Source organism: Pseudoalteromonas sp. GW168-MNA-CIBAN-0100, from assembly GCF_040309225.1.
In the GTDB taxonomy this organism is placed as follows: Bacteria; Pseudomonadota; Gammaproteobacteria; order Enterobacterales; family Alteromonadaceae; genus Pseudoalteromonas; species Pseudoalteromonas arctica.
Genome location: NZ_JBEOOL010000002.1, coordinates 37,605 through 55,110 on the forward strand (window position 1 = coordinate 37,605; position 17,506 = coordinate 55,110).

Genomic DNA, 17,506 nt, shown 5'->3' on the forward strand with positions numbered 1-17,506 from the left:
ACAAATTAGCAATTATGTAAATAGGCGGAGTATTAAAGCTAAGTTGAGATTTAACTTTATGAGAATGTGTTTTATTTTAAAATTTCAAAAAGTTAAACTAATGCCAAAATAGCTAATATAAAAGGCTACCTAAATGGCTAAAATAAAACCTGTAGTAACGCTTCAAAGCCACGGCATTTACTCAAAGTGGGATAGTGAAAGTAAAACGTTGCCGCAAATAGAGCAATTTACAACAAATGTAATAGCTGAGGTAGATATTGAGTTTGGCTTAATCGTAAATATTAAAAAAGGTAAAGGCGAAAAGCTTCATTACTGTATTTACCATCCTGATATTCCAGGTAGTAACGGTGATGTAATGGACCCTTTTGAAGGCGATGTATACGTTAAAAACAGTAATTGGAACTTTTATTTAGGCGATACGCTTTGGTTGCCAATAGAAAATAAATTGGGTGATTGGCGTATGACGATTGAACTAAATGGAAAAATCATTGCTGATAAAACTTTTAATGTGGCATTAGAGGCAGAGCGCACCGAAACAGATTTTTGGAAAAACCGAGGATATTAATTGTTATTTATTGGCTATGTAACACGGAAATAATTGAAGTTAATGAGAAAATAGTCGAAGAGCTATTTATAAACAGCTCTTCAACCTTAAATTAGTAAGTTTTTAGTTACCCCAAGGGTTACTAGAATTAGAACGCTGTTTACGATCGCGAGCACGTTGCTTAGATTCTTTTTTCTCTACAATACGTTTAGCATCAACAAAACTAAGTTCACACGGCTCACCCGGTTTATGATCAGCTGGGATCACACGATCTCGTGGTGGTAATTCGTATTGAACATCATCAGGCTTAGGTAAGTTTTTAAGGCGGTAAAGGTAAAAGTTATCTACTTTTTCTTGTGCCCATTGTGTTTTACGTAAAAATTTAACCGCAGACTTAACATCAGGATTATTTTTAAAGCAGTTAAGTTGTAAATAAGCGTGTAGGAGTTCCCACCCGTATTGTTCAACCAGCTCTTCAACCACTTGTTCTAATTTTACGCCTTGCAGTGGGTTATTACTGAAAAGTTCTTGGTTGCTCATAGGTGTTGCCTCGTTATTAAAATACAAATTGCATTATAAATTTAATAACGAGGCTTTAACAGAGTAAATAGCTTAACTTTGGCAATTAACTACAACACGACCACGAATTTTACCTTCCATAAGTTGCTCTGCGTTATCGATTACGTGTTCGAGTGATATTTCTGTCGAAATTTTATCTAAATAATCAGCGCTTACTAATTTAGCTAAACGATCCCATGCTTCAATTCTGTCGGCTTTAGGGCGCATTACGCTATCAATCCCCATTAACGATATGCCACGTAATATGAATGGCGCAACAGACCCTGGTAAATCCATACCTTGTGCAAGTCCACAGGCGGTTACTACACCTCCATATTTTAATGATGCACATATATTTGCCAGTGTATGGCTACCTACAGAGTCTATTGCCCCTGCAAAGCGCTCTTTTTGCAGAGGCTTGCCTGGGTTTGATAGCTCATTTCTGTCAATTACGTGTTTAGCGCCTAACTCTATTAAGTACTCACTTTGATCTAATCGGCCCGTTGCTGCTGTTACATTAAACCCAAGTTGATTTAATAAATAAATAGCAAAGCTGCCTACGCCACCATTAGCACCAGTTACAAGTATCTCGCCAGATTCAGGCGTAATACCTTGTTTTTGAAGTGCTATAACACTTAGCATGGCGGTATAACCCGCAGTGCCTATTTGCATTGCTTGTTTTGGTGAAATACCTGCAGGCAAGGGGATTAGCCAATCGCTATTAAGTGCCGCTTTTTGAGCAAGTCCGCCCCAATGTTTTTCGCCTACACCAAAGCCATTTAATATTACGTTATCGCCGTTTTTAAATTCATCGCTGGTGGAATTTGTAACCGTACCCACTAAATCAATACCTGGCACCATAGGAAAACTACGTACAACGGGGCCTTTACCCGTAATAGCTAAACCATCTTTATAGTTAAGTGTGCTGTATAGCACGTCGATAGATACGTTTTCGTTTGGTAAATCACTATGTTCGATAGTTGATAATGAAGCGCTATAGTTATTATCTTCTTTATTAATAACAATGGCTTTAATTGGGTTACTCATGGGATATCCTTTTAGACCGATCGTCTTTTAATTGGTAAATAAAAACACATTAGGTTAATAATGCGCGTAAAAACATTTCTGTATACAAAGTAAGTGGAGTATTTGATTTTGTGAGCTTGGCGCGCATAACAGCACCTTCCCAACCTATCCAAAAGTACTCACTCATCAATTTTGTATTTACATGGCTTGCAATAGTGCCTTGTTGCTTAGCTTGGTTTAAGCAAACCTCTACATGGTTTTGCCAAGCGGTGTAGCTTTGCATTAATCTGGTTTTAAACTCTTCACTTAAATGGTTAAGCTCTTGATTTAAGTTACCGACTAAACAGCCACGTTTGTAATCGTATTTTTTCATCCCTTTAATTGCGCTTTGGGTAAAATTAACGATTCGCTCAAGTGGGGGAACATCTTCTTGCTGTAGGTAATGGGTAAGCTTGGCAATAAAATAACTGTCGTATGCATCAACTAACGCAATACCGTAGGCTTCTTTACTTTTAAAGTAATGATAAAAAGAGCCTTTAGGTACAGCTGCTTTTTTTAAAATAGTATCGAGCCCCGTGGCGCTAAAGCCAAACTCAGTTAATGTTTCTAGGCCCGTGCGAATAAGTAACGCTTTTGTATCGGCGTTTTCTCTGGCTATTTTAGGTGGGCGACCACGGCGTATTGGTGTTGATGTATTTTTGTTCATGAACTTATATTAGACCGATCGACTTTAAATAATCAAGTATAAATTTAAATTGTTTAAAAATAGTTCAAATTTAGGGGCGGGATACTAATTTAAAATTAATGAAATAAAAGTGTCACGATTACATTTTTGTTTGGAACTTAGTCAATATTAGTCGGTCACAATTAAAGCACATAAGTGCTTTTTAGCGATTATTAAATCGCCAATTTGTTTTTACGAACCGGTCAAATTAAATGTTGTATGACCACTTACTTTTTTAAATGTTAATTCATTTTTGCATCAGCAGCTTAGTTAAAGTCAAACAATTTAATTGCTTTTACAATTTGAATTTTACATTTTTATTAACTATTCATTAAATGTAGATTTCACTAATGCTACACAATATATAAATAAAAAGGTGAGGATATTACCGATGAAGAGACAGAAAAGAGATCGTTTAGAAAGAGCTCATTCTCAAGGTTTTAAAGCAGGTTTAGCAGGTCGCTCAAAAGAGCTATGCCCTTATCAACAAGTAGATCCAAAATCAGAGTGGTTAGGAGGTTGGCGTGAAGCGATTGAAAACCGCAACATGTACAAAACCTAAAATCAATAATCGAATTTAAGCAAAAAGGCCTCCACATTGGAGGCCTTTTTGTTTGTGCATTTAAAAATTAAAACGCACTAGTGTCTTGGAATAAGCCCACTTTTAAATCTTTTGCTTCGTAGATTACTCGGCCATCTACTTCTACAGTGCCATCAGCAACGCCCATAAACAATTTACGTTTAATTACGCGTTTCATTACAAGACGGTAAGTTACTTTTTTATTAGTTGGTAAAATTTGGCCAGTAAATTTAACTTCACCCACACCTAGCGCACGACCAAGACCAGGGCCACCAGACCAACCTAAGTAAAACCCAACTAGTTGCCACATAGCATCTAAGCCTAAACAACCTGGCATTACTGGGTCGCCTTTAAAATGACAATCGAAAAACCAAAGGCTAGGGTCAATATCAAGCTCAGCAACAATTTCGCCTTTACCATGAATACCGCCATCAGCAGTAATAGAGGTAATGCGATCCATCATTAACATGTTGTCACTTGGTAAACGGCAGTTACCTTCACCAAACATTTCACCTTGACCACACAGGATCAACTCTTCTTTTGTATAGCTATTTTTAGGTTCCATAACACTTATCTTCGCTTAGAAATTGCCAAGTACTTTAGCGTACACTTGTACGCTAAACAACTCGGAGCAGTTAAAAAATCAAAATATTGCATATTAAATCATCAATCAATCAACGCGATTGGTTTTTGCACTATAAAACCGCGCAATTACAATCAGAAATCATTATAATTAACGCTGTCTTATAACCAGTCTAAAGGAAGTTTATGATCCTTTTTGTTAACTCACTAACTGTGATTGATTTTTCTTACTTATGTAACAAACGCGGCGCCGTTGGCGAGAGCTGGATTGTTGATTTAACTTTGCACGGTAAACTTAACGAAGAGTCTATGGTTTTAGACTTTGGTTTAGTTAAAAAGCAAATTAAAGGCATTATAGATGAGTGTATTGATCACCGATTAGCAATTCCTACGGGCCTTAATGGCACTGTATCTGAATTTGACGAGCATAAAACACTCGACTGTACATTTGGTGAAAACAACCACTTAGCTATGAGTGCTCCTCATCAAGCTTATTGCATGATTAACGCAGACGAAGTAACGGTTGAATCGGTTACTGAATTTTTAATTGCGACTATTTTACCGAAGCTACCAGATAACATTGAAAAAATTGAGCTGTCTCTTAAGCCTGAGCACAGCCAAAGCTTTTACTATCATTACAGCCATGGCCTTAAAAAGCATGACGGTAATTGCCAACGTATTATTCATGGGCATCGTTCTCAAATTGGTATTAGCCTAGATGGCATCTCTATGCCGCGCTTGCAAAAAGAATGGTCTCAAAAGTGGGAAGATATTTACTTAGCCACCAGTGAAGATCAAATTAACGCACCTGATTTAAAACACATAACAGCCAAAGCGGGTGATGTATGTTTTGCTTATACATCGGCACAAGGCTATTTTGAAATGGCGATTAGCGAATCTCGTTGCGACATTTTACCAGTAGACACCACTGTAGAATGTATTGCTGAACATGTTGCTGGCCAAATTAAAGCCCAATACCCAGAAAAAGCAGTAAAAGTAACCGCTTATGAAGGGGTTGGAAAAGGATCGATTAGCTATGTTTAAAACACTTTTAGCAACAGCGCTTTTTGCCTCTGCTAGCTTTAGTGCTATGGCGCTTGAGTTAAAAGGGCATTTAACACAAGGCGGTTTAGTTACTGGAAAGCTAGAAAACGCTAAATCAGTAAGCTTAGATGGCAAAAGCTTAAAACTTTCGCCAAATGGTGACTTTGTATTTGGTTTTGGGCGTGACGCTGAAACGACTCATACTTTAAAATGGGTAGATAACACGGGTAAATCGCATTCTCAGCCGCTAGCCATAACTAAGCGTGAATATGAAATTGATAAAATTACCGGCGTGGCTAAGAAGTATGTTTCACCGGCAAAAGAAGTCAGTGCACGTATAAGCCGCGAAGCAGTTGCTGTTCGTAAAGCGAGAGAAGTAGACTCTGATTTACTGTACTTTTTAGACCCTGTGTTAAAGCCTGCAGAAGGGCGTATATCGGGTGTTTATGGCAGCCAGCGTTATTTTAATGGCGAGCCTCGTCGTCCGCACTTTGGCTTAGACATCGCTAATAAAACAGGTTCTCCTGTTTACGCGCCAATTAGTGGTACCGTGGTATTTTCTGAACCTGATTTATACTACTCAGGCGGTACATTAATTATTGATCATGGCCATGGTATTACCTCAACTTACATTCATTTAAGTAAGCTTGATGTAAAAGTGGGTGACAAAATTAAGCAAGGTAACAAAGTGGCTGAAATTGGTGCAACAGGGCGTGTAACGGGTCCTCACCTAGATTGGCGTTTTAACTGGAAAGGCGAACGCCTTGATCCTGCATTACTAATGCAAGATACATTAGCAAACAAAAAGTAGAGATTATGACTGACGTAAATCGCGATGCAATAATTGCTCAGCGTATTGAAGACTCAACCACATCGGTAACTAAAACTGTGTTTCCAGGGCGTACCAATCATCACAATACTTTATTTGGTGGTGATGCACTGGCGTGGATGGATGAAGTGGCATTTATAGCAGCTACTCGTTTTTGTCGTAAACCTTTGGTTACCATATCTTCCGATAGAGTTGATTTTAAAGAAGCCATACCAGCAGGTACTTTTGCAGAGTTAATAGCTAAAGTAGTGCATGTAGGTAACACCAGCTTAAAAGTTGACGTAGATATATTATTAGAAACTATGCACAGAGATGATAAGCACTCTGCCATTAGTGGTAGCTTTACGTTTGTTGCAGTCGATGATAACCACAGACCGACTCCGGTAGTATGCGACAAAATGATTTATGGTTTTGATTAATTTAAAGCTTTAAATATGCGGTAAAGTAAATTTATATAAGCACCTTAATTGGTGCTTATATAAAACCCCTGAAAGAACACATCATACTAAATGTTCATTAAATATAACCTCAACAACAGAGTTAATATTAACTAAAAAAATAATCAAACTGGGGGGAAATTGATAGGGATAAGAATTGTTAGAACCAAAAAGGCATGCTTTAAACATACCTTTTTGGTTATCTTCAGCTTTTAATTAAATTTTTTAATACTTACATGAATACTACTTATACCAATCTGCTTATATATGGGGTCTATTTAACGTTAAGAAAATTACGCTAGAACTAGGCAAAAGTTTTTATATTTAGTTGTTCTAAATAAAAAACTTTTAACGACGTTATAGTGCAATTTAATTCGTTAAATTGATCAAAGATTTATGCAGGTTGGTATTAAAGCACCATTGCAGCAATCCAGCCAAATATCAGCAGTGGAATGTTAAAGTGAATAAACGTTGGAATAACAGAGTCTCTAATATGGTCGTGCTGGCCATCTGCATTTAAACCTGACGTTGGGCCAAGCGTTGAGTCTGAAGCAGGGGAGCCTGCATCACCTAAAGCGCCCGCAGTACCAACAAGTGCAGCGGTAGCCATAACAGAAAACCCGAGGTCTAAACACAAAGGAACAAACAAAGTTGCAATAATAGGCACTGTTGAAAACGAACTACCAATTCCCATTGTAATTAATAACCCGACTAACAAAATAACACCGGCGGCCAAAGGTTTATTACCATCTAAAAGGGCGGCTGTGCTGTGTACTAAGCTCGCTACGTCGCCAGTGGCCTGCATAACTGATGCAAAGCCTTGTGCCGATATCATAATAAAACCAATCATCGCCATCATCGCAACGCCTTTACTAAATACGTCGCCGTTTTCTTCCCACTTAACTACACCAAATACACTAAATATCATTACACCTACTAAACCGCCTAAAATCATTGAGCCACTTAGGTTTTGTGCAACAAGTGAGGCAAGTACCGCACATAGCCCTACAATCATTACTTTTTTAGGGTTTTCTACCTCAGCCGATTTACTCTGAGTAGTTAATGGGAGCTCGGTGTATTCGCGGCGTTTTTTGTAGGTAATAAATACCGCAATAAGTAACCCAATAAACATACCTAATGCAGGAATTATCATCGCCACAGGGACTTGGGTATTTACAATGTCTAGGCCGTTATCAACTAGGTTTTTGTGCAAAATAGAATATAAGTAAATACCCCCAAAACCATAAGGCAGCACCATGTAAGAAGTTGCTAATCCAAATGTTAAAATACACGCTATAGCACGCCTGTCTAACCCTAACTGATTAAAAACAACGAGCAACGGTGGAATTAAAATAGGAATAAACGCTATATGTACGGGTACTAAGTTTTGCGAAGAAATCGCACAACCTAAAATAATTAATAAAATGAAGTAACTTAAAAACGTTTCATTCCCGCTGCCTTTAGCATTTACTTTAGCAAGTAACTTATCAGCGAGAATGCGTGTTAAACCCGACTTAGAAATAGCAACGGCAAATGCACCGAGCATGGCATAACTTAGTGCAATTTCAGCTCCGGCAGAAAGGCCAGAATTAAATGCATCAACACTTTCTTTTATACCCAAGCCTGCGGTTAAACCAGCAACTAAAGCACTTATGATCATGGCAACAATGACGTTAACGCGAGCCAGAGATAGCCCGAGCATTAAAATAACGCCTATAACAACAGCATTCATAGTATTCTCTATTTGGAAATTTTAATTAATTTTATCAGATCTTTAGCCTGAGTTTTACGCTCTTTCGTAAAAGGTTTTTTACCATAGCGTACTTGGTTAAATAACTGACGAAATGTGTTTATAGATTGTGCAGAACGAGGGGATTTGTCAGCAAAAAAATGTAACTGCTGACTCGGTGTTAAATTATCGGGTGTATTTATTTTTTGTTTTTTCGCCCATGCTTTTACTTCATAAAACTCTTTAACCATAGGCGCTAATTTAGCCGGGCGTTTTGGTAAGTTTAAATAAACAAAATAACCGACAAAACAAAAACCAGCTGTTAGTAAAACCATTAATGGTACAAGCCAAATGTTTTTACTACCAAAAATTGATTTTAAAAAATCATTTTGTTTTTCTTCGTCAAAACCAAGTACCCAGCTAGACCATTGATAATCGAGATTTTCAAGTTCCAACCTTAACCAGTTAATAGCGGGGAAATTACTTAAACTCACTAAACCAAAATCAAGATTACTTTTAAATTCGTCATTCAGCTCTTCGTTTTGCGAAAGCGAGCCATTTAAACGCTCAGGTGCAACAACGACGGTTGCATCAAAAATAACCCAACCTTCGTTTTGTAAATATACTTCTACCCATGCATGTGCGTCGTACTGGCGAACTGTTAGTGTATTATTATCTTGGTTTAATTCACCGCCTAAATAACCACTTACTAATCGAGCGGGTATCCCTGCGGTTCTAAATATGTACACAGCGGCGCTTGCATAATGGCCACAAAAGCCACGTTGGTTATCAAATAAAAATTGATCAATGGTGTTATCGCCGCTCATAGGAGTGGGTGTTAACGTGTAAGTAAATCCCGTACCTGCAAAGTATTGTAATAAGGTATTGTAAAAATCGCGGTCAGAGTGTGTATCTTGCTTTAAGTTTTTAGCAAGTGATGATGTTTTTACATTCTTTTTATAAGCGAGGTATTTGTAGCGTTTTTCTTCAAATTCGCCAAGCGGTAAAGCTGTGAAGTTAAAGCTATTTACATCGTATTGTAAGTTTTTAGCTTGGCGACTTTTTTTACGCAATAAACCTAGCGAATTACCTTCAACATTTGGTGAGTTACTACTGGAATACGCTAAACCATAGAGCCATTTTTGTGTAGCAGGCTCTGTAATAACTGAGTAGCTTGCAATAAGTTGCTCATCATTTTCGCTCTGGGTATTTGTTTTTAGATTATTATATTTTAAAAAGTCAGACGTAAGCCACGCATTGCCATTAAACTCATCATGAACGATTGCTCGCCAATAATAAGGCGCTACAGGTTTTTCTTCATTAAATTTAGCTCTAAACACAAGCTCGTCAGAATTTGAAAGCTTTGCAATATCGAATGGATCGACTTGTTCAGAAAGCCCTGTTTTTGCAAGTTTAGGCCCAGGAAGCTGCCAAAAGGCGGGCATTTTTGGTAAAAAAAGCAGTAAAAATATAGCTAAAGGAAGCGCTAAAAGTAGCAATTTACCACTTTGCTTAGAGGCGATTTTTAAATTATGTTTGGATTCGAGTAGGCCAAGTACTGCAAAGTTTAATATGTATAAACCACTTACAGTTAAAGTCGTTAAAATACTTTGGTTAAATAAATACACCGATGAGAGTGAAAAAAACGTAAGCGTTGTAATTACATGATAGTGTTTTTTGGTTTTAGCCTGTAGTAGCTTAAATAAACTAGCAAGTAGCAGCATGGCCACAAATAAAATAACCGTATCCGACATGCCTACTGTGTAGAGCATTAAACCTAGTGACACACCTGCGAGTATATTTGCCAGCCAAGCATTTGGCTTTGGTTTATTACTCAGCGTTATGTAAAAGTTCCATGCACAAATGAGTGTAAGTACACCAACAAAAACAAGCGGTAAATGTGATACAAAAAATACAATTAAACTTGAATATATAAAAGACAGTGAATAATTTATTACTTTTTCGTTTTTAAGTATGTCCATTACACATCACCATTAAATGAGCATAATAATTCTAAGCATTGCTGCTTATGTTGCTGTCCGGTATTTGTATTTATTGTTTTACTCGGTAGTTTTAACATAAAAGGGGTATTTTTTTCGGTTGCTTCACACAATAAAAAGCATAACTGGCTTAAACGTTGTTCTGTATCCCCATTCATCAACGTAAAATCGAGAAGCGCATTCGCTGTTTTAAAGTCTACAAACTCTTTAACTAACAACTGCTGTGTTTTTGCGTAATGCTTCCACGACACTCTTTGCAAGCCCATCTCAGGTAAGTGTGGGATTAACGACTCAAACTCTTCGCTACCAGATTGGGAAGAAATACCTTTATCGGCTTGCTCATCAAGCATAGAAACATGCGTATCACTGTGAACTTGTTCAGGCGACGGGTATACAAAAACATCTGTTTGTAATTGAATGTAGCTCCAAACAGTTATTAAACCAAAGGGATAGTTACTCGCTATTTTAATACGTTGCACTGAGTACTTACCCCGTGAGCTGTAGGGTAAGTGGAGTGTAAGTAACTGAGTCTTACTATCAACTTCGTCGGTATGTTTGTGAATTTGCTCATTACCTTGATATGTTAAATTAATAGATTGGGTAACAGAAGGGCTTTGTAATTCAAATACAATACTCGGTTTTTGAGGTGCGTAGCTGTTAAATGCATCTTTAAATTTAACCGTTAAGCCTTTAGCGTTACTGTAGCCCATTAATACAGCAATAATCATCACCACAAACATAAGATAAGACATTATTAAAATTAAGTTATTTTGATAATTAATGCCCATTACAAAGTTTAAAATAGCCACAATTACAAAGTACCAACCAAGGGATGATGGCAATACATAAATTGTTCTGTGTTCAAGTGTAATTGAGTTTTTTAAATGCTTATTTTTTAATAATTTATTAAATACACTTTGCTTAAATGACTTAAATAAAGAAGGGCGTTTAACTATTTTTTTTGGCATAAAAGTTTATACCGGAACTAAAACGTTTTTTAAAATATCGTTTACTTGCGCTTCACCTGACTCATTATGCAAACCTAATCGATGCTGACAGACACTTGCAAATACGGCTTGAACATCTTCTGGCATTACAAAATCACGACCATCAATAAAGGCCCACGACCTAGCCGCTTTAGCCAGAGCCATACTGGCACGCGGTGATAACGATGCTGCAAAAGCGTTGCTTGTGCGTGTGTAATTAACAAGCTCTATAATGTAGTCAATAATCGGGCTACTCAAAGTAATTTGGCTTATCTGGGTTTGAATTGCCGCTAACTCTTGTTGGTTAATACGCTTAGGTAATTGGCTGTAATCTCGTTTTTGCATATTCAAAATTAAGCGTTTTTCGGCTTCTTTGGGTGGAAAACCTAAGCTAATACGCATTAAAAAACGGTCTAATTGCGACTCAGGTAACGGGTAGGTACCTGATTGGTAAAGCGGGTTTTGTGTTGCAATCACAAAAAATGGATTTGGCAGCGTATATTTTTTTCCATCAACTGTTACTTGTTGCTCTTCCATTGCTTCAAGCAACGCACTTTGTGTTTTGGGTCCTGCGCGGTTTATTTCATCAGCTAAAACAACTTGGCTAAAAATAGGGCCTTTATGAAACGTAAAACTGTGCTCGGTAGAGTTAAACACATTAGTACCCAGAATATCAGCAGGAAGAAGATCACTGGTAAATTGTATACGCTGATACGATAAACCTAACACAGCTGACAATGCATGAGAAAGAGTGGTTTTTCCCATACCTGGCAAATCTTCAATGAGTAAATGCCCTTCGCTAAATAAGCATGTAAGTGCCAGTTTTATTTGCTGTTGTTTACCAAATATAACAGTCGAAAGATCTTCTATAATCGCAGTAACAGTACTATGCATGCTAACCTTATTATTATTCTATTATTTCAAGACGCTTCATTACAGTGTCTACTTTTTTTGTGTTGAAAGGTTTTGCAATAAAGCCTTTAGCGCCCATTTCCCACGTGTTTTGTACATTTTCGAGACTATTGTGGCCAGAGCACATAACAACATGAGTGTGCGGGTAAGCACTATTAATGTATTCCAATATATCTGCACCGTTAGAGTCAGGTAAATCTACATCTACAAATATTACGCCTGGCGGTTTATTGTTCATAATAGGTTTAGCAGAGCTAAAATCAGCGCTTTCTAATATATCTTCAAACCCTAAATCAGTTAAAATTTGGTTTAGATAATCACGAATTTCCTTAACGTCATCAATAATGAGGATGGGCTCTAGCGGGCGAACAAATTCCATATGTAGGTTACTTCTATTTTGAATACATCTAAGTGCTTTAATACTAAGCTAACCCCATCATAAGCTCAAGAACGTTACTTAAAAAACACTAATAAATAAACTGTTTATAGGTTTGCCCAACAACCTATTTTTAAAGGATTACCTGCTTTTATATCTTCTACTAACTTATATTTTCATTAATTGTATTGAACAATAATGACGTATATACGATAAATCCCTTAATCATACACTTTATTTCCTCAAAATTTGATGTAACAAATTTGCTACTTAACTTATTGATTCAAAAATATTTACATATGAATCCGATTTTTTGTAAACGTTTTGTAATAAAAAAGCGTTGACCTTCTAAATTCACTCTGTGATTATGCTCACCAGATGGGCTTATGCTCACAAGTGCAATTTCATTATCTATTTAATGTTTTGCTCAGCCAGCCTCATCTACACACACTGAATTAATACCAATTTCATTAAATGAATATGCAATTTAATAAAGTTGGCATCACACACCACACTAAATAAAGAGCTTATTATGTTGAATAATAAAAAGACTAAATTTGCAATTTCTCTCATAGCGGCAGCTATGGCTACATCGGCTCCAGCACAGGCTGATATTTCTGAATATTTAGATCGCGTTGACGTAGACTTTTTACTAATGCAAAACTTTCAGTCAATTCAAGCTAAAGACGGCGCATTTCGTCCAGAAGATGAAGAACAAGAATCAGGATTTGGCCGTATTAGAGCTAATCTAATGCTTAAATTTCATATTAACGAGTTCATCACTGCCGATATAGATATTGCAGAAGAGCCTAATGACTTTGGTGGCGAAGATCGTGACTTTTCATTTCACAACGATTTTGCAGGTGTTGAATTTGACTTACTAGGTCTTTATGGCACACCAAAAGAAAACGCAAATTTAACACTGCGTTTAGGTAACATTGGTGGCTCGCCTTTTCAATTTAAAGGTTTTCAAGACGGCGCAGATAACCAAAATAATGCACTTATTGGTAATGGTATTACCGATTACGCAACCGCAGAAAACGGCGCACAGCTAAGTTACAGCGAAACTTTCGAAAGTGGTGTAGTACGTGCTTATAATGTTACAGGTCACATTACGACTTCTAGTTTTGGTGAAGCGTTTCAAGAAGACAGAGGTTATAACTACCGACTTCAAGGTACTCTAGAATTTGAAGGTGGCTTTAAAGCAGGCTTAAACTTATTAAAGGCCAATCAAGGCGACCAGTTACGTTTTGAAAATGGCGTAGCCAGTCTTGATGGTGTAACCACAACAAACTATCGCTTTGGCGATGGTGAAAACTATAATTTCTCGGCGTCACCTTCAAACGAGCGTGACACTCATGTTGGCGCAATGCCAGGGCTTGAGCAATCAATCATCCAGCTTAACTTAGCTTATCAACCATCTGATGAAACTAGTCTAATTTTTATGGTTGGTAAATCGTCTGATGACTACACGTTCGCAGATGCCGCTGGTAATGCAGTTGCCGGTATTACCTACTTTGGTACAAACGGCATAGCTGATGAGAATGGCACTACTTTTGATTCAAACAGTGTAATAGAAGGCGACTCATCGGTTGAGTACTTCGTGTTTGAAGCACAACAATATCTAATCCCTAAAAAGCTATATGTAGCGGCTCGTTATGCAGAAGCCGAAAACACTTCCGACTTAATTGAACAAACAGACAACACAGTAGAGCGTATTCAAGTAGCCGCAGGTTACTGGTTTAACGATAAAACGCTTTTAAAAGTTGAGTATGTTAACCAAGAAGAAGGTGTTAATTCGGGCGGCCAAATCGGTAAAGGATTTGACGGCTTCACTTCTGAAATATCTGTTAAATTTTAAATCATTATCCAACTAGTCTAACTATTTAAACAAAGGACCTAAAAAGGCACTTTGCGGGCAGTTTTATGCGTTAAAACTGCCATAAATAGAATTGGCAATAGATTGAAATTTAATAGCACTTGTTAAAACATAACGTGTATGGGGAATACCCGATGAAAAATAAATTAATTATGCTCGCGTGTGGCTTTATAAGCATGGGCGCTGCGGCAAAAGAAACAATTACAATAGCGACTGTTAACAACGGTGACATGATCACCATGAAAGAATTAAGTAGTGACTTTACCAGCCAAAACCCTGATATAGACCTAAAATGGGTTACTCTAGAGGAAAACATTCTTCGCCAACGTGTCACTACCGATGTTGCAACAAAAGGCGGCCAATACGATGTTATGACCATAGGTACTTATGAAGTACCTATTTGGGGCAAGCAAAATTGGCTAAAAGAGCTGGATAATTTAGGTGAAAACTACGATTTAGACGATTTAATACCTGCAATCCGAAGCGGTTTAACGATTAACGACAAGCTTTACGCAGCCCCATTTTATGGCGAAAGCTCAATGGTTATGTACCGCACTGACTTAATGGGAAAAGCAGGGCTAACTATGCCTAAAGCCCCAACATGGGACTTTATACGCAAAGCTGCTAAAGCGATGACAGATAAAAAAGAAGGTGTTTATGGCCTTTGTTTACGCGGTAAAGCAGGTTGGGGCGAAAACGTTGCGCTTATTACATCAATGGCTAATTCGTTTGGTGCTCGTTGGTTTGATGAAAACTGGAAGCCACAGTTTAATACCCCAGAGTGGGAAAATACCCTTCAGTATTATGTCGATGTGATGAAAGAATCTGGTCCTGCTGGTTCATCTGCAAATGGTTTTAATGAAAACCTTGCACTATTTCAAACCGGAAAATGTGGTATTTGGATTGATGCAACCGTTGCAGGCGCATTTGTTACTAACAAAAAAGACTCAGAAGTTGCCGATAAAGTAGGGTTTGCACTTGCACCAGATAACGGCCTAGGTAAACGCTGTAACTGGTTATGGTCTTGGACTTTAGCCGTGCCGGCAAGCAGCAAAAAACCAGATGCCGCAATGAAATTTATTAGCTGGGCAACATCTAAAGAATACACTCAACTTGTAGCCGACAAAAAAGGTTGGGCAAAAGTACCGCCAGGTACACGTAAATCACTTTACAGTAATCAAAAGTACATGGACGCAGCACCGTTTGCACAAATTACCTTAGATTCTATTCAATCTGCAGATCCTAAAAATCCAACCGTTAAACCGGTGCCTTATGTAGGTATTCAGTTTGTTGCTATTCCTGAGTTTCAAGGAATTGGTACAGCTGTTGGGCAACAATTTTCAGCAGCATTAACTGGCCAAATGACCGTTAAGCAAGCGCTTAGTACGTCTCAGCACCTTGTTGAGCGAACAATGCGTAAAGCTCGCTATCCAAAATAGCATGTAATGGGCGGGTAAGTGCTCAAACTTACCCAATATTTTATGTCAATTCTATTTACTTGTTAGTTATAAACGCTATCAAGGGTTTCTGATTTTCACTTGATAGTTAACAAGTAAATAGAATTGGCTTTTTTAAGGTCACCTTTATGGCAACAACTAACTCGCGCACGCTTGCTCGGTTTATGCTTCTTCCTAGTGTAATTTTATTACTTGCTTGGATGATAGTTCCGCTGTGTATGACACTGTATTTCTCATTTATTGATTACAACTTACTCGTTCCAGGGGATAAAGAGTTTATAGGCTTTTTAAACTATGAATTTTTCCTAACTGATCCGGCTTTTTTTGAATCATTTTTTAACACGCTTTACCTAGTAACTGGGGTTTTACTTATCACTATTTGTGGTGGTATTGGCTTAGCTATTTTACTAGACCAAGCAATATGGGGACGAAATTACGTTCGCATTATGGTACTAGCCCCATTTTTTGTAATGCCAACTGTGTCGGCATTGGTATGGAAAAACATGCTAATGAACCTAGTTAATGGCTTATTTGCACATTTCGCGATTTGGCTTGGCTTTGAACCTATCGACTTTTTTGCTCAAATGCCGTTATTTTCAATCATCATAATTGTGTCTTGGCAGTGGTTACCATTTGCAGCATTAATACTGCTAACAGCAATACAATCATTAGACCGTGAACAATTAGAAGCGGCTGACTTGGACGGAGCAGGCCCATTTAGTAAGTTTTTTTACATCGTTTTGCCGCATTTATCGCGCGCTGTAACTGCGGTTATTTTAATCGAAACTATATTTTTACTGTCAATTTTTGCTGAAATATTAGTTACAACCAGCGGTGGTCCTGGTTATTCGTCAACCAATATAACGTACTTAATTTACACGCAATCACTACTTCAATTTGATGTAGGTGGCGGTTCGGCAGGGGGCATAGTTGCAGTTATTATTGCAAATATAGTCGCTATATTTTTAATGCGCTTAATTGGCAAAAACTTGGAGGGTTAATTATGACTATAAAAGATAGCCGTCGTTCCAAACTAATTTATACCATTGCTGCATGGACAATAAGCGGCATGATTTTCTTTCCAATTTTATGGACGTTAATCACCAGCTTTAAAACGGAAGCTGAAGCAATATCGGCAAGCCCAAGCTTATATGCATTCGATTGGACACTCGAAAACTACCGCGATGTACTGTCACGTTCGCCATACTTTACCCATTTTTGGAACTCTGTAGTTATATCACTAGGTTCAAGTTTACTGGGTTTATTAATTGCTGTACCTGCAGCTTGGTCTATGGCTTTTGTACAAACTAAAAAAACAAAGCATTTATTAATGTGGATGCTTTCAACCAAAATGTTACCGCCAGTAGGGGTGCTTATTCCGATTTATTTATTGTTTCGTGACTTTGCGCTACTCGATACAAAATTAGGTTTAGTAATTGTAATGACACTCATTAACTTACCAATAATGGTATGGATGCTTTACACCTACTTTAGAGAAATACCAAACGAAATACTTGAAGCTTCACGTATGGATGGCGCAACAATTGGTGAAGAAATATTCCATGTTTTATTGCCAATAGCCTTACCAGGTATAGCCTCAACGCTATTACTCAATGTTATTTTGTCGTGGAACGAAGCGTTTTGGACACTTATTTTGACCGCTGCAAATGCTGCACCTTTAACGGCATTTATTGCCAGTTACTCAAGCCCTGAGGGGTTATTTTACGCTAAGTTATCGGCAGCATCTGCCATGGCCATTGTGCCAATTTTAATACTTGGTTGGTTTAGTCAAAAACAATTAGTGCGTGGATTAAGTTTCGGCGCAGTAAAATAGGAGAATACA

At 37.7% G+C, this 17,506-nt stretch carries 18 protein-coding genes; 9 read left to right on the top strand and 9 right to left on the bottom strand.

The window, feature by feature from the left end:
* The first annotated feature begins 133 nt into the window (after window positions 1-133).
* Window positions 134-565 carry a DUF3859 domain-containing protein gene (locus tag AAEY62_RS01260; RefSeq protein ID WP_024589315.1) on the top strand — a complete coding sequence of 144 codons (432 nt, stop codon included), beginning with the start codon at window positions 134-136 and terminating at the stop codon, window positions 563-565.
* Between the two features lie 102 nt (window positions 566-667).
* Here the strand turns inward: AAEY62_RS01260 and AAEY62_RS01265 are convergent, their stop codons facing one another.
* From AAEY62_RS01265 to acuR, 3 genes are all read right to left on the bottom strand, one after another.
* Window positions 668-1,084, bottom strand: a complete 417-nt coding sequence (locus tag AAEY62_RS01265) for a VF530 family protein (protein WP_007582761.1) — start codon at window positions 1,082-1,084, stop codon at window positions 668-670.
* A 72-nt stretch (window positions 1,085-1,156) separates the two neighbouring features.
* Window positions 1,157-2,149 (bottom strand): acrylyl-CoA reductase (NADPH), encoded by a 993-nt coding sequence (acuI, locus tag AAEY62_RS01270; protein ID WP_024606893.1) that lies wholly within the window; start codon window positions 2,147-2,149, stop codon window positions 1,157-1,159.
* A gap of 49 nt (window positions 2,150-2,198) precedes the next feature.
* On the bottom strand, window positions 2,199-2,834 hold the full coding sequence (gene acuR, locus AAEY62_RS01275; protein ID WP_024589313.1) for an acrylate utilization transcriptional regulator AcuR: 636 nt from the start codon (window positions 2,832-2,834) through the stop codon (window positions 2,199-2,201).
* Window positions 2,835-3,243: 409 nt separating this feature from the next.
* On the opposite strand from acuR, the gene rmf reads away from it, so the two are divergent.
* Window positions 3,244-3,414 carry a ribosome modulation factor gene (gene rmf, locus AAEY62_RS01280; protein WP_002960897.1) on the top strand — a complete coding sequence of 57 codons (171 nt, stop codon included), beginning with the start codon at window positions 3,244-3,246 and terminating at the stop codon, window positions 3,412-3,414.
* A 67-nt stretch (window positions 3,415-3,481) separates the two neighbouring features.
* On the opposite strand, the gene fabA is transcribed toward rmf, so the two are convergent.
* Window positions 3,482-3,997 carry a bifunctional 3-hydroxydecanoyl-ACP dehydratase/trans-2-decenoyl-ACP isomerase gene (gene fabA / locus AAEY62_RS01285; protein WP_002960896.1) on the bottom strand — a complete coding sequence of 172 codons (516 nt, stop codon included), beginning with the start codon at window positions 3,995-3,997 and terminating at the stop codon, window positions 3,482-3,484.
* A 203-nt stretch (window positions 3,998-4,200) separates the two neighbouring features.
* On the opposite strand from fabA, the gene AAEY62_RS01290 reads away from it, so the two are divergent.
* The 3 genes from AAEY62_RS01290 to AAEY62_RS01300 are packed head-to-tail and all read left to right on the top strand — an operon-like array spanning window position 4,201 to window position 6,306.
* Window positions 4,201-5,058, top strand: a complete 858-nt coding sequence (locus AAEY62_RS01290; protein WP_007582754.1) for a 6-carboxytetrahydropterin synthase — start codon at window positions 4,201-4,203, stop codon at window positions 5,056-5,058.
* The gene (locus AAEY62_RS01295; protein WP_350634454.1) at window positions 5,051-5,869 is read left to right on the top strand and encodes a M23 family metallopeptidase; all 819 of its coding nucleotides are present in this window, start codon (window positions 5,051-5,053) and stop codon (window positions 5,867-5,869) included. Before AAEY62_RS01290 ends, AAEY62_RS01295 begins: the two co-directional genes overlap by 8 nt.
* Window positions 5,870-5,874: 5 nt before the next feature.
* Complete coding sequence (locus AAEY62_RS01300) at window positions 5,875-6,306, top strand: acyl-CoA thioesterase (RefSeq protein ID WP_007582749.1); 432 nt, start codon at window positions 5,875-5,877, stop codon at window positions 6,304-6,306.
* Between the two features lie 427 nt (window positions 6,307-6,733).
* Here AAEY62_RS01300 and AAEY62_RS01305 read toward each other — a convergent pair whose 3' ends face one another.
* The 5 genes from AAEY62_RS01305 to AAEY62_RS01325 are packed head-to-tail and all read right to left on the bottom strand — an operon-like array spanning window position 6,734 to window position 12,330.
* A complete protein-coding gene (locus AAEY62_RS01305) occupies window positions 6,734-8,056 on the bottom strand; it encodes a Na+/H+ antiporter family protein (RefSeq protein ID WP_350634455.1) in 1,323 nt (440 codons plus the stop codon).
* 8 nt (window positions 8,057-8,064) lie between these two features.
* Window positions 8,065-10,035 carry a transglutaminase TgpA family protein gene (locus AAEY62_RS01310; protein ID WP_350634456.1) on the bottom strand — a complete coding sequence of 657 codons (1,971 nt, stop codon included), beginning with the start codon at window positions 10,033-10,035 and terminating at the stop codon, window positions 8,065-8,067.
* A complete protein-coding gene (locus tag AAEY62_RS01315; RefSeq protein WP_350634457.1) occupies window positions 10,035-11,021 on the bottom strand; it encodes a DUF58 domain-containing protein in 987 nt (328 codons plus the stop codon). Before AAEY62_RS01315 ends, AAEY62_RS01310 begins: the two co-directional genes overlap by 1 nt.
* A 6-nt stretch (window positions 11,022-11,027) precedes the next feature.
* Entirely contained in the window at window positions 11,028-11,933 is a 906-nt protein-coding gene (locus tag AAEY62_RS01320; protein WP_007582741.1) for an AAA family ATPase, read from the bottom strand.
* 13 nt (window positions 11,934-11,946) lie between these two features.
* A complete protein-coding gene (locus AAEY62_RS01325) occupies window positions 11,947-12,330 on the bottom strand; it encodes a response regulator (RefSeq protein WP_007582739.1) in 384 nt (127 codons plus the stop codon).
* Between the two features lie 529 nt (window positions 12,331-12,859).
* Here AAEY62_RS01325 and AAEY62_RS01330 point away from each other — a divergent pair.
* From AAEY62_RS01330 to AAEY62_RS01345, 4 genes are all read left to right on the top strand, one after another.
* Window positions 12,860-14,188, top strand: coding sequence for a hypothetical protein (locus tag AAEY62_RS01330; protein ID WP_007582736.1), 1,329 nt, complete (start codon window positions 12,860-12,862; stop codon window positions 14,186-14,188).
* A 152-nt stretch (window positions 14,189-14,340) separates the two neighbouring features.
* Window positions 14,341-15,645: an ABC transporter substrate-binding protein gene (locus tag AAEY62_RS01335; RefSeq protein WP_350634459.1), complete on the top strand. Its 1,305-nt coding sequence runs from the start codon at window positions 14,341-14,343 to the stop codon at window positions 15,643-15,645.
* 146 nt (window positions 15,646-15,791) lie between these two features.
* Window positions 15,792-16,664 (top strand): carbohydrate ABC transporter permease, encoded by an 873-nt coding sequence (locus tag AAEY62_RS01340; RefSeq protein ID WP_350634460.1) that lies wholly within the window; start codon window positions 15,792-15,794, stop codon window positions 16,662-16,664.
* A 2-nt stretch (window positions 16,665-16,666) separates the two neighbouring features.
* The gene (locus AAEY62_RS01345; protein WP_024589367.1) at window positions 16,667-17,497 is read left to right on the top strand and encodes a carbohydrate ABC transporter permease; all 831 of its coding nucleotides are present in this window, start codon (window positions 16,667-16,669) and stop codon (window positions 17,495-17,497) included.
* Window positions 17,498-17,506 lie beyond the last annotated feature (9 nt).